Origin of the sequence: Halogeometricum sp. S1BR25-6 (assembly GCF_031624495.1) — an archaeon.
In the GTDB taxonomy this organism is placed as follows: Archaea; Halobacteriota; Halobacteria; order Halobacteriales; family Haloferacaceae; genus Halogeometricum; species Halogeometricum salsisoli.
In genome coordinates this window covers 1809110-1821202 of record NZ_JAMQOP010000001.1, presented here as the reverse complement: position 1 = coordinate 1821202, position 12093 = coordinate 1809110, and the positions used below count along the sequence as shown (strand labels likewise).

The 12093-nt window shown below is 68.4% G+C and carries 15 protein-coding genes; 6 read left to right on the top strand and 9 right to left on the bottom strand.

Annotation, left to right across the window (positions count from 1 at the left end; all coding sequences use genetic code 11):
- Positions 1-7: 7 nt before the first annotated feature.
- The 5 genes from NDI76_RS09480 to cyaB form a co-directional block, all read right to left on the bottom strand.
- Positions 8-463 (bottom strand): DUF5804 family protein, encoded by a 456-nt coding sequence (locus NDI76_RS09480; RefSeq protein ID WP_310923767.1) that lies wholly within the window; start codon positions 461-463, stop codon positions 8-10.
- 112 nt (positions 464-575) lie between these two features.
- Positions 576-848, bottom strand: coding sequence for a hypothetical protein (locus tag NDI76_RS09475; RefSeq protein WP_310923766.1), 273 nt, complete (start codon positions 846-848; stop codon positions 576-578).
- Positions 849-972: 124 nt separating this feature from the next.
- Complete coding sequence (locus NDI76_RS09470) at positions 973-2154, bottom strand: tRNA sulfurtransferase (protein WP_310923765.1); 1182 nt, start codon at positions 2152-2154, stop codon at positions 973-975.
- 121 nt (positions 2155-2275) lie between these two features.
- Positions 2276-3481, bottom strand: a complete 1206-nt coding sequence (locus NDI76_RS09465) for a methionine adenosyltransferase (protein ID WP_310923764.1) — start codon at positions 3479-3481, stop codon at positions 2276-2278.
- A gap of 89 nt (positions 3482-3570) precedes the next feature.
- On the bottom strand, positions 3571-4134 hold the full coding sequence (cyaB, locus tag NDI76_RS09460; RefSeq protein ID WP_310923763.1) for a class IV adenylate cyclase: 564 nt from the start codon (positions 4132-4134) through the stop codon (positions 3571-3573).
- A 111-nt stretch (positions 4135-4245) separates the two neighbouring features.
- Here cyaB and NDI76_RS09455 point away from each other — a divergent pair, with 111 nt between their 5' ends.
- The 5 genes from NDI76_RS09455 (at position 4246) to NDI76_RS09435 (ending at position 8734) form a co-directional block, all read left to right on the top strand.
- Positions 4246-4764, top strand: a complete 519-nt coding sequence (locus tag NDI76_RS09455) for a DUF6789 family protein (protein WP_310923762.1) — start codon at positions 4246-4248, stop codon at positions 4762-4764.
- A 91-nt stretch (positions 4765-4855) separates the two neighbouring features.
- Entirely contained in the window at positions 4856-5629 is a 774-nt protein-coding gene (gene coxB, locus NDI76_RS09450; RefSeq protein WP_310923761.1) for a cytochrome c oxidase subunit II, read from the top strand.
- Positions 5626-8238 (top strand): cbb3-type cytochrome c oxidase subunit I, encoded by a 2613-nt coding sequence (locus NDI76_RS09445; RefSeq protein ID WP_310923760.1) that lies wholly within the window; start codon positions 5626-5628, stop codon positions 8236-8238. Before coxB ends, NDI76_RS09445 begins: the two co-directional genes overlap by 4 nt.
- An 11-nt stretch (positions 8239-8249) precedes the next feature.
- Complete coding sequence (locus NDI76_RS09440; protein WP_310923759.1) at positions 8250-8507, top strand: cytochrome C oxidase subunit IV family protein; 258 nt, start codon at positions 8250-8252, stop codon at positions 8505-8507.
- Between the two features lie 8 nt (positions 8508-8515).
- A complete protein-coding gene (locus NDI76_RS09435) occupies positions 8516-8734 on the top strand; it encodes a hypothetical protein (protein WP_310923758.1) in 219 nt (72 codons plus the stop codon).
- Positions 8735-8831: 97 nt separating this feature from the next.
- On the opposite strand, the gene NDI76_RS09430 is transcribed toward NDI76_RS09435, so the two are convergent.
- Entirely contained in the window at positions 8832-9368 is a 537-nt protein-coding gene (locus NDI76_RS09430) for a GNAT family N-acetyltransferase (protein ID WP_310923757.1), read from the bottom strand.
- Between the two features lie 87 nt (positions 9369-9455).
- On the opposite strand from NDI76_RS09430, the gene NDI76_RS09425 reads away from it, so the two are divergent.
- On the top strand, positions 9456-9659 hold the full coding sequence (locus NDI76_RS09425; protein ID WP_310923756.1) for a hypothetical protein: 204 nt from the start codon (positions 9456-9458) through the stop codon (positions 9657-9659).
- A 45-nt stretch (positions 9660-9704) separates the two neighbouring features.
- Here the strand turns inward: NDI76_RS09425 and NDI76_RS09420 are convergent, their stop codons facing one another.
- Genes NDI76_RS09420 through NDI76_RS09410 form a run of 3 tightly spaced genes read right to left on the bottom strand, consistent with a single transcriptional unit; the run spans position 9705 to position 11883 of the window.
- Positions 9705-9992 (bottom strand): DUF7410 domain-containing protein, encoded by a 288-nt coding sequence (locus tag NDI76_RS09420; RefSeq protein ID WP_310923754.1) that lies wholly within the window; start codon positions 9990-9992, stop codon positions 9705-9707.
- Positions 9989-11431, bottom strand: a complete 1443-nt coding sequence (locus NDI76_RS09415) for a hypothetical protein (protein ID WP_425498341.1) — start codon at positions 11429-11431, stop codon at positions 9989-9991. Before NDI76_RS09415 ends, NDI76_RS09420 begins: the two co-directional genes overlap by 4 nt.
- A 2-nt stretch (positions 11432-11433) precedes the next feature.
- Positions 11434-11883, bottom strand: a complete 450-nt coding sequence (locus NDI76_RS09410) for a hypothetical protein (RefSeq protein WP_310923753.1) — start codon at positions 11881-11883, stop codon at positions 11434-11436.
- Positions 11884-12093 lie beyond the last annotated feature (210 nt).

The following is a 12093-nucleotide window of genomic DNA, read 5'->3' as shown; positions in this document are numbered from 1 at the left end:
TTGCGCCTCACGCGCCGAACTCCGACTCGTGGACGCGGACGACCACCGTCTCCTTCACCTCCCGCAGGTCGTAGGACGGAATCGACCCGTCCGGGCGGCGCGAGACGAACATCGGTTCGACGAGGCGGCCGTCCGCGAGGCCGTAGACGGCGAGTCGCTCGCCCGTCTCCTCGGGTCGGACCTCGCCGTCCCGTACCGCCTCCGCGAGGCGGCGCGAGAGCCACTCCTCCGAGGAGACGCTCGGTTCCCGCACGAGGACGTGGTCGACGAAGCGGACGAGATACCAGTTCAGGTCGTTACACAGGGAGACGGCGGCGCCGACGCTCACCGTGTCGACGGCCAGAGAGTTCTCGAACGGGGTGCGGATGTCGTACGTCGACAGGGCGGCCCGGGCGGTGTCTCTCGACAGGAGTTCGTACTGCACGTTCGCGCCGGGCGACCCCACGAAACAGACCCGCGTCACGGTCCGAGACCTGACGCGGACGGGGTTTATCCGTTCCGATGCGGGCCGCCGGTCCGGCGGGACGCCGCCCCGCGGCGGTCGGGAAAAGAGCGGAGCGTCGCGGAGAAGGGAGCTACGCGTCGTGTTCGTACGCCTCGACCCAGTCGGCGGCGCACGCCTCGTCGCAAAAGGAGAGGAGTCGACGCTCGTGCGTCAACTTCTCCGTGCGGTTCGGCGAGCGTTCGCGGTCGAGTTCGGCCTGGTAGTGCGGTTCGTCCAGTTCGATCGTCGCGCCGCAGGTCGGGCAGGTGTCGGTACCGGTCCGCCAGCGACTGCGGGGGACGACTTGCAGAACGGTCCATCCCGCGCCGGTCGGCGGGGGGGAGGGGCTGCGAGTCTCGGACATGGGCGAACGTACGGGTTCAGACTATGTAAAGGCATTTACACCTGGTTTTTCATTCGGTACGTGGCCGTTCGTGTGGAAAATAGTGATGTTACTTCGCAGGTGTCATCCGAGTAGTGGTAGCCAATCACACGTCTCGGTCGAGCGGTTCCGTCGACGCCGTCCGCCCCGCCTCCCGCGCCGCGTCGAGGAGGCCGTCTGGTTCGGCGGCGACGACGTCCGCGAGGGAGGCGTTCGTCTCGGGGTGCGGTGGCGCGACCCGTTCGCACCCCGCGGGCAGCGTCGAGTCGTCGTAGGTGCCGAGGCGGCGCGCGGCCTCGACGACGTCGGATTTGTCCGACGCGGCCAGCGGTCGGTGGACGGGGAGCGTCGCCGCCGCGTCCGTGACGGCGAGGTTCGGGCCGGTCTGACTCGACTTCTGCCCGATGGACTCGCCCGTCGCTATCGAGTGGGCGTCCTCGCGCCGGGCCACCGCCTCGGCCATGACGAGCATCGCTCGGCGGAGCGACAGCATGCGCGTGTCGTCGACGGCCGCGACCAGACGGTCGACCACCGCCGCGCCGTCGACGACGCGCGGGCGCAGGTCCTCGCCCGGCGCGCGGGCGGCGAGCGTCCGAACCACCTCGAACGCCCGAGCGCGGTGGTCGGCGCCGCCGTAGTCGCCGATGTCGACGTACACCGGAATCGGAACGCATCCGCGGCGCATCAGTCGCCACGCGGCGACGGGGGAGTCGATGCCGCCGCTGACGAGGACGGCGACGCGGCCCTGCGTTCCGAGGGGGAGGCCGCCCGGCCCGTCGAACCGGACGACGGAGACGTACGCCTCGTCCCCGCGGACCTCGATGCGGTAGGTCCGGTCGGGGTCGTCCAACTCCACCGTCGCACCCGTCAGGTCCTCCACCAGTCGCCCCCCTTCGACGTTCAGGTCCCGGCCGGAGAACCTGTGGTCGTCGGCGGGGCCGACGCGGTCGGCGTCGACGGCGAACGTCGTCCCCGCCGGGTGGTCGGCGGTGAGGGCTTCGAGGGCGCCGAACACCGCCTCGCGCGTCGCGTCGACGGCGACGACGGGCCGGGCGAACGCGACGCCGGGGAGCGTCGCCACCGCCGCCGCGACCGCCCGCGCCTCCTCGGCGTCCGGCGTGTGGACGACGATACGAGACCACCGGCGCTCCACTTCCCCCGCGAATCCCTGTTCGTCGAGGAGGTGGCGCACGCTCCCGGCCAGTCGGCGGGCCATCTTCGTTCGGACCTCGCTGCTCTTGGCCCCGAACTCGCCGAACCCGACGAGGACGGCGTCCGCTTGGGTCACGTTCCGGCGTTGACCGCCGACCGGTATCAGCGTCCCGGTGCGAGTGCGGAGAGAACGCTCGGCGGGGGGCACGGCTACCGAGGACGCGGGAGGTAGAGAACGGACCGGAGCGTTCCCGCGGTCAGAACGTCGACATCTCGCCGTCGATGACGCGGCGCGTCACGTTCGTCACGTTCGCCAGTTTCTCGTCGATGATGGCCTCCACGTCGGCCTCGATGTCCGAGAGGGCGACGCCCTCTTCGGTGACGACTTTCGCGTCGGCGACGTGGGGTTCGTCGATGGGGCGACCGATCTGTGAGAGCAGGCGGACCTGCAGGTCGCGGATGCCGTCGACGTCGGCGACGACTGACTCGGCGACGTCGGTCGACAGCAGGTTGTATATCTTCCCGATGTGGTTGACGGGGTTCTTCCCGGATGTGGCCTCCATGCTCATCGGGCGGTTGGGCGTGATGAGGCCGTTGGCGCGGTTGCCGCGGCCGACGGAGCCGTCGTCGCCCATTTCGGCGCTGGTGCCGGTGACGGTGAGGTAGATAGAGCCCTCCTCGTAGTCGTCGGCGGTGTTCACCTGCACGTTCACCTCGCGGTCGGTGTAGTCTCCGGCCACGTCGCCGACGTACTCGCGGACGTGTTCGACGGCGTCCTTGTACTCTTCGAGGTCGGCGATGTAGGCGTCGACCATCGCGGCGGCGACGGTGATGTCGATGGTGTCGTCCTCGCGCTTGCCCATCACCTTCACGTCGGGGCCGACGTAGGGGTGGCGCTCGGCGTACGGGCCGTTCAACTGTCGCTCGACGTTCAGAACGATGCTTTCGGTCTCGGTCAAGGGAGCGTGACCGACGCCGAAGGAGGTGTCGTTCGACATCGGAACCTCGACGGCGTCCTCGCCGAAGACGTCCTGCAGGTCGCCGGACCCCTCGCCGAGTTTCACGTCGACGATGACGTCCGTGCCGAACTCCAGTTCGGGGATGTTTTCCGCGAGGTAGTCGCGCGCCGCTTCCAGGGCGACGGCGTTGACGGGGAGTTTCTCGCCGTCGTACTGCTTGGTCGCACGACCCACGAGGAGGATGTAGATGGGTTCGATGACCTCGCCGCCGCCGAACTCGGGGGCGGACTCGCCGGCGACGATCTGCGTCTCGTCGGTGTTGTAGTGGAGGACTTTGCCGACCCGGTCGAGATAGAGGTTCGAGAGCGCGCGCGAGACGTTCTCGGCGATGCCGTCGGCGATGGAGTCGGGGTGACCGATACCCTTCCGCTCGACGATTTCGACGCTCTGGTCCTCGACGGCGAGTCGTTCGACCGCCTCGATCTTGATGTTCCGCTCGGTCATTACCTCCCTTTCCGACCCACTCGGTGCTATAACTTGCGGAAAACTTCTTCCGCCCTCGTATTACTGGTGGGAATACGAACGCGGCGGTCTCACTCCGCGAGGAGGAGGGCGAGGTAGGAGGTCCGAATCTGCTCGTCGGGGTCCAGGCCGAGGCGGCGGAGAACCTCGAACGCGCCCTCCCGGGCGGCGTCTATCTCGGCCTCCGTCTCGACCGCCGCCTCGACTTCCACGAACTCGCCGAGGCCCGTCACGGCGTCGAGGGTGACGGTGTAACCGTCGAGGGCGAAGAACTCGCGGTCTTTCTCCACCGTCTCGACCGGTTCGAAGCCGAGACCCGAGAGGATACCCTCGGCGCTCTCTCGGTCCCCGAGCGTCGTCTCGTGTTCGCTCCGCGTCTTCGACGCCTCGTCCACGAGGGGACCCTTGTACGTCACCTTCGTTGTCTCCCCGCCGTCACCGTCGGACGCGTCGTCGTCGACGCGCGTCTCCCGGCGGATTCGAAGCGCCTCGTCGGTCTCCGCGAAGTCGCGGTGCGGGGCGTCGTAGTAGGTGTCCGTCTGTTCGACGCTGGCCTCGCGGACGGCCCCCGCCTCTGCGAGTCGCGCCCGGACCGCTTCGTGGTCCGCGCGGAGTTTGACCTCCACCTCGTACATACCTCCGAGTGGCGTTCGAGGCGGGTAAAAACGCACGTTCTCGCCGCCGCAGTTCGTATCCACCATTTTATGTAATGATTTATCACCCACCACTTCGTGCTAGTATATACCATGAGTGGAGAACTCACGGAACGGGAGTCCGTCGGCATCGAGGAATCGTTCGCCGAACCGTTCGAAATCCCCATCAGCGGGCGCGTCGTCCTGATGGCGATGACGGGCGGGTTCGTCGGTACGGTGCTGATGATGCCCGTCCTCGTCGGCATCCCCGAACTGCTGGGACTGTTCCAGACGGCGCCCATCACCGCGTTCGCCGGGTTCGCCGCGTTCTTCGGCCTCGAACCGACGCTGTTGCTCGGCGTCGTCCTGTTCGGGTTCGGCGGCACCGTCGTCCTCCCTCTAACGTTTCTCGTCCTCGGGGCGTTCCTCCCGCCGGAGTCGCCGCGCTACCTCCGCGGCGCGACGTTCGCGACATTCTTCTGGACGGGGTTCCTCCCGGCGTTCTGGCCGGACGCCGGCCTTCTCACCGTCCTCTCCTTCCTCCTCTTCTCGCTTCTCGCCCACTGGGTGTACGGGCTGACGCTCGGCGTGGTGCTCCACCGCACGACCGGTATCCCGCAGCACAACGTCTGAGCCACCCCGTATCCGCTCCGCCGCGCTTCCGGCGCGCGGTACCGGGAAAACAGATAAATAGTATAAATAATAATTACCTACTCGTGCTCGTATGCCAACAATTATCACGGGCGTAACGTTCGGCGTCCTCGCCCAGACGGGTCTGATTCCGCGCGGGACGCGAGCGTTCGTCTTCGAGCGAATCTTCGAGGTGTTCCTCCTGTTGGGGACGGCCGTCGGCGTCGTCGTCGTCGGCTACATGCTGTACAACGCCTACAAGTACCGCGCGGGCGGCGGACGGGGGAGCGACGCCGACCGGCCCGTCCTCGGCGAACTCCCGTCCGGGAGCGGCGGCGGTCGGAAACTGTTCACCTCCTTTTTCCTCAGCACCGTCGTCGTCATCTCGCTCGTCTCCTGGACGTACGGGACGCTCCTGTTCGTCGAGGAGGGACCGGAGGCGGAGGACACGATGGAGGTCCGCGTGGAGGGCTACCAGTTCGGGTGGCGCTTCGTCTACCCGAACGGGCACGAGTCCGACACCCTCCGCGTTCCGCGGAACGAGTCGGTGAGGCTCGTCGTCACCTCCGACGACGTGTTCCACAACTTCGGCATCCCCGCGTTGCGGGTGAAGACCGACGCCATTCCCGGACAGGAGACGGACACGTGGTTCCGGGCCGAGGAGACGGGCAACTACACCGCGCAGTGCTACGAACTCTGCGGGTCCGGCCACTCGTTCATGACGGCGACGGTAGTCGTGATGGAACCGGACGAGTACGAATCGTGGTACGAGAGCACGGAGGCGGGCGGAACCGAGAACGGGTCGACGACCGGCGAAACGACGGCGGAGAGTGACCCCGGCGGAGCGCTCGCGGAGGTGGCGAGATGACCGACGGCGCACCCGGGAACGACCGAACGAACGACTCGGCGCACCGACCCGACGGCGGGAGCGCGGGCCGGGCGGACGCCTCGACGGCGGCGGGCGAACTGACCGCCCCGGCGACGGAGGGCGACTACGAGGAGACGGCGTCGTCGTTCCCGGCGATGGGGAGCATCCGCCGGTGGTTCGTCACGACCAACCACAAGGACGTGGGCATCCTCTACATCGTCACCTCGCTGTTCTTCCTCGTCCTCGGCGGCGTCCTCGCGTGGCTCCTCCGAATCCAACTGTGGGCGCCGCGGACGCCGACGACGACGGTGCTGGAACCGCTGGCGTACAACCAGGCCGTCTCCGCGCACGGACTCATCATGGTGTTCTGGTTCCTCTCGCCGTTCGCGTTCGGCTTCGCGAACTACGTCGTTCCCCTGCAAATCGGCGCGAAGGACCTCGCCTTCCCCCGACTGAACGCCCTGTCGTACTGGCTCTACCTGTTCTCGGGCATCCTGTTCAGCGTCTCGTTCTTCCAGGGGGGGACGTTCGCCGGCGGGTGGACGATGTACGCGCCGTTGAACGTTCCGACGTTCACGCCCGACGTGGGCGCGAGTACCGCCGTCCTGGCGCTCACGCTGTTCGTCGCCAGCGTCACCGTCTCGTCGGTCAACTTCCTCACCTCGATGCACACGATGCGCGCGGAGGGATTGACCCTCAGGAAACTCCCCCTGTTCACGTGGTCCATCCTCCTCACGGTCTGGATGATGCTGTTCGCGTTTGCCGCGTTGCTGGCGGCGCTCGTCATCCTCTCTTCCGACAGGCTTCTGGGGACGACCTACTTCACCTTGGAGTCGCCCGCGGGGTCGATGCTGTGGGCGCACCTGTTCTGGTTCTTCGGACATCCGGAGGTGTACATCGTCTTCTTCCCCGCCCTCGGCGTCATGGCCGAGGTGTTCCAGACGTTCACCGGCCGCCGCATCGTTGGCCGGAAGTGGTTCATCGCGGCGATGGTGCTCGTCGCCCTGCAGAGCTTCGTCGTCTGGATGCACCACATGTTCCTGACGACCATCAACCTCCAGATAAAGACGCTCTTCATGATAACCACCATCGGCATCTCGCTGCCGTTCGACCTGATGGTGTTCGCGCTCATCTACACGATGCTGAAGGGGAAGATACGCTTCACCACGCCGTTCCTCTTCGTGTTCGGCGCCCTCCTGCTGTTCATCATCGGGGGAATCACAGGCGTCTTCCTCGGCGCCATCGTCCTCGACTACGAATTCAGAGGAACGTACTGGGTCGTCGCGCACTTCCACTACGTGATGGTCGGCGGCGTCACCGCCCTCGTGGGTGGGCTGTACTACTGGTTCCCGAAGATAACCGGAAGGATGTACGACGAGTTCCTCGGGAAACTCCACTTCGGCATCTACTTCGTCGGCTTCAACCTCCTCTACTTCCCGCTGTTCGTCGCGTGGGAGACGCCGCGCCGCGTGTTCGACTACTCGGCCGGCCTCCAAATCTGGCACCAACTCGCCACCGTCGGCGCGTTCGTCCTCGGACTCTCGTTCCTCGTCATGTTCTACAACCTGGCGAAGAGCGCGCTCTCGGGCGACCCGGCGGGCGACAACCCCTGGGAGTACGCCACCACCGCGGAGTGGGCCGTTCCCTCGCCGCCGCCGTTGGAGAACTTCCCCGGCCTGCCGACGTACCGCGACGGGTCGCTCAGTTTCCGCGAAGAGTCGACGGCGGCGGGCGGCGGGGCGGCCGCGGACGGCGGGGAAACGGCGACCGACGGCGGCGTCGCCACCGCCGACGCGGCGTCGACGCCCGCCGCACACCGGGCGGAACACGAAGAGCACGCCAGCCACGCGAGTTACTGGCCGTTCGTCGTCGGCGTCGGGACGTTCCTCTTGTTCCTCGGCCTCTCGGGCCTCCGGAACGCGACGTTCCCGGAGGGAATCGCGGGAAGCGTCTACCTCGGCGCCGCCGTCCTCGGCGGCGTCGTCACGCTCGGGTCGCTCGTGTTCATGGGATTGGAGCCGTTCCACGGCCCCGCGCTCGTCGACGGCGAGTCGTGGCCGTTCGGCGGCTTGGAGTACGGAAAAGTCGGGATGTGGATATTCCTCGCCAGCGACGTGGTGCTGTTCGGCGGATTCGTCGGCGCCTACGTGTTCACGCGCGTCGCGTTCGGGTGGACGGCGTGGGAGCCCATCCCTCAGAACCCCGTCCCGGGGCTGGTGAACACCTACCTCCTCCTGACGAGCAGTTTCACCGTCGTCCTCGCCCTCGTCGCCGCGGAGAAGAAGAACCGAACGGGGCTAGTCGCCAGCCTCGTCGCGACGTTCCTCCTGGGCGTCGGCTTCCTCATCAACAAGGGTATCGAGTGGGACCACCTGTTCCACGAGGGTCTGTGGCTCTCCTCGAACGTGCGCGCCTCGACGTTCTTCCTCACCACGGGCCTGCACGCCGCGCACGTCATCGTGGGTCTGATCGTGACACTGTACCTGATAGCGCGCGCGTGGCGAGGCGCCTACTTGGAGGACAGCAGTTCGGTGGAGTACTTCGGCCTCTACTGGCACTTCGTCGACATCGTCTGGCTGTTCCTCTTCCCGCTGTTCTACATCCTGTGAGGTGATAAAAAATGAACACTAAACTGTACACGGCAATCTACGTCGTACTGTTCGTCTCGGCGACGGTGCAAGTGCTGGTCGAGTTCGCCGGACTGGCCTACTGGACGGCGTTCGCGCTCATCATGGTGCTCTCGGCGATGAAGGCGGTGCTCGTCGCCGCCTACTTCCAGCACCTGCGGTGGGAACCCCGGTCGCTGACGTACCTCATCGGAATCGGCCTCGCGGCGGCGCTGGCGCTGACGTTCGCCGCGTCGTACTCCATCCTCTGAGGTGTCGTGTGAGCCACACACACTCGCCGGCGGGGCGGTTCGACCGGCGCGCCCTCGGCTACGCCCTGCTGTTCTCGCTCCCGATGGCGCTCGGTATCACGGTGATGATGCTGAAGGTGGTCGGCGGACCGCTTTCGAAGCCCCTCGTGTTCGCGCCGGGGGCCGTCGTCGCCGCCTGCGTGTTCCTCCTCGTCGCCGTCGCGGCGACGGGGGGCGAAGCGGAGTGAGGGGCCGCCTCCGCCTTCCAGTTCGTCCGCGGCGACGACCATCCGGTGCCGACGGGTCTCGAACCCCAGCGAGTCGTATAGTAGCGTCTGCAAGTCATCACACACTCGACCGCACGACAGCGTGCGGTCGGATGAGTAACCAGTTGCAGACGCTACTATAGAACGAGCGCGCCCGTTCGTTGTCCGCGTCCACGTCGAGGGCGAGTTCGCCGCACTCGGCCTCCCGTCCGTAGCGCGCGGCCCGGCGGACCAGTCGGTGTGCGAGCCCTGTCCCCCGGAACGCCGCGCGCACGTAGATATCCCCGACGACCAGCCTGTCGGGCCGGTCGAAGACGCTCGGGGACCGCTCGACGTCCGCCGAGACGAACCCGGCGAGCGCGCTCTCGGGGTCGGTCAGCGGGTCGTCGCCGCCCGTCCGTCCCTCCGCCGGTTCGTCGACGGCCACCCACGTTCGATAGCCCTCCGAGGAGAGGCGGTCGAGGCGGAACGACATCTCCTCGTCGACGACGTCGACGTCCTCGGCGAGGGCGTGGTCGGCGACTGTCGCCGCCAGTTCGCGGTGGTACGGCAGCCACAACTCCTCGACGTAGCGACGGACGGCGGGTTCCTCGGCGGGGAGACGACGGAGGCGCACGTCGACCGCCGGTTTCGACGGAGCGCACTTCGTTCCACCGCCGTCGGAGAGCGAGTCTTTAACACGAGTCGTGACAACACAAACCACATGAATGCAGAGTTGCTCGCCCTCGGCGCCGCGACGGCGGCGCTCGTCGTCGGACTGGTCGCGCTTCTGTACGGCGAGTACGCCGGTATGACGACCACGCTCGTTCCGGTCGGGGGCGTCGTCGCCCTCACGGGGGTCGGTATCCTCACCGCGCACGTCGCCCGCCTCCCGGACCCGGAGGAGTCGGACGAAGCGGGGCACTGAGCGCTCTCCGGCTTCTCGCCTCTCCGCTCCCGCGACGCGAGCGGTTCACCCGGCGATACTGAACCCGATGATGCCGAGGATGACGAACGCGGCGTAGACGCTCCCGAGCGCCGCGACCACCTTCAGGTGATAGAGGAAGAGGTCGTCCTCCTCCGCCACCACCGCGGACTCGTACGCCTCCCGTTCGGCGTCCGTCCGCCGCACCGCGTGCGCCTCGCCGACGTGGAGGGCGCGGAGCCGCGTCGTTCGGAACGGGCGGCCGCAGTACGGGCACGTCGCCGGGGGGTCCTCACCGTCGGGAACCGCCGTCTCGGGGGCGACGTCCGCCCTCATCGTATCGCCTCGGCGACCGGTTGGGCGACGACCCAGAGGCTGATCACGGTGTACAGGACGGTGACGGCGACGAACGGGTACTGGCTCCGGAGCGGTTGGAGGCGGCCGGGGAACAGGTCGAACGACCGCGCGTGCGCCACCCAGACGGCGACGAGGTGCCCCCCGACGACGACGGCCAACTGCACCGCCCCGAACCACGCCGGGAGGGCGAGGACGGGGAGGGCCGCGGGCGGCGAGAGCGGCGTCGAGGCGACGGCGACGAACGCCGGGAGCAGACCGAGGAAGTAGCCGAGGAAGTGCGCGAGATGGTAGCCGGCGGCGATGGGAACGAGGGCGGGTGCGAACCACCCGGCGACGAACCGCGCGGTGACGTAGGTGTCGGCCGTCCGGCGGGCGAGGCGGGCGGCGAGGCGGTAGACGGCGAGAAAGCAGGCGAAGCCGGCGAACGCGAGGGCGAGGCCGAGGAGCCATCCGGGCGCTCCGACGCCCGCGGCCCAGTCGCGGACGCCGTCCCACGCGGCGGTGGCGGCGAGGCCGTCGTACGTCGTCACCCAGAGGAGGGCGACGACGAACGCCGCGTCGTCCTCGGCCATTGCCTCCGGGTAGCGGACGAGCGCGGCCCCCGGCACCGAGACGGCGAGGCCGTCGTCGGTGCGGCGAATCGGTGCGAGCAGCCCGTAGAGGCGGAAGACGCGCGAGACAGGGTCGACGCGCTCGAACCACGCCGGCCCGTACCGCACCGCTCCGGCGACGGTGACGACGGTGTACGCGAGGACCGCGGCGGCGAGGACGCGAGGATCCGAGGCGACGGGGCTCTCCACCTCGACCCAGACGAGGCCGAGGAGGCCGACGACGCTCGGCCACGCGCCGAGGCGAATGGGGAGTCGGGCGGGTGCGCGGCCCGATTCTCTCTCGGCGGCGACTCGACGGACGGCGCGCGCGAGCGTCCGCCACGGATTCACGACCGGCCACGCGTCGACAACGAGGTAAGTGAACATGGTGAACCCCGCCCACCAGCCGACCCAGACGACGAGGACGGCGAGGTTCGCCAGCGGGACCGTCGGCCCGGTCAGTCCCGTCCACACGACGAGTGCGAGGACCGCGACGCTCGCCCAGCCGAGGAGTCGGCGACCCCGTTCGGCGGCGGCGCGGCGTCGGCGGCGGGACCCGAAGAGCCGGCGAGGGCGGGCGAGCGCGTTCAGCGCGGCCGCGTCGGTGACGAAACTGGAGAAGAGAAAGGAGACGCCGACGACGCCGCCGCCGGAGAGGACGACCAGCCAGAACGGGGCGGATACCGACCGGAGCGACCCGGCCAGCGACCCCGCGTGCGCGAGCGCCGGCCGGGAGTACAGCGCCGCTCCGAGGACGAGGGCGAACGCGAGTGCTCCGAGGCGGGCGGGGAGTCGGGTCGACGGCGCGCGGACGGGAGGGTCGTTCACGGTCAGAACGCGCCGAGCAGTTTGAGGGTGACGGCGAGGACGAACAGCGACCCGAGCGCGCACACGCCCAGCAGGGCGGCCTGCGCGTTCTTCAGACCCCGCCCGCGCGCGGAGACGAACGTCCCGTAGAAGACGTAGAGGCCGAAGACGAGCACCGCGGCGGCGAGGAGGAACGCCCCGCCGACGGCGGCCAGTTCGGCCGGCACGTCCCCGCCGGCGACGAACAGGACGCCGGCTCCGCCGAACGCCAACGCGACGGCGACGAACGCCGCGGTCCACGCGGCGGGGCTGTCGGCGGTCCGCGACAGCGTCGACGGCGACGTCCGCGTCGTCCACCCGCCGGCCACGGAGTGCTCTCGCCGCCCGCGACCGGCGAGGACGACGGCGGCCGCGAGGGCGACTCCGAAGACGAGACCCGCGAACAGCGCTTCCTGTGCCATGTCAACAGTCACCCATCATTAACAATGATTACAGTATCGAACATAAACGTTCGCGTTCGCACTCGCCCGGTCGGCGGGGTGCGGGCAGACGACCGGAGACGGGCGACGCGCCGGTCTCCGGGCGTGCGGGGTCGACCCGCGACGGCGCCTCGCCGCCGCCGAACGACTCGGTCGTGCGGTCGTGAGCGGTCCGTTTCTGCCATCGACGAAACGTGATTCTTA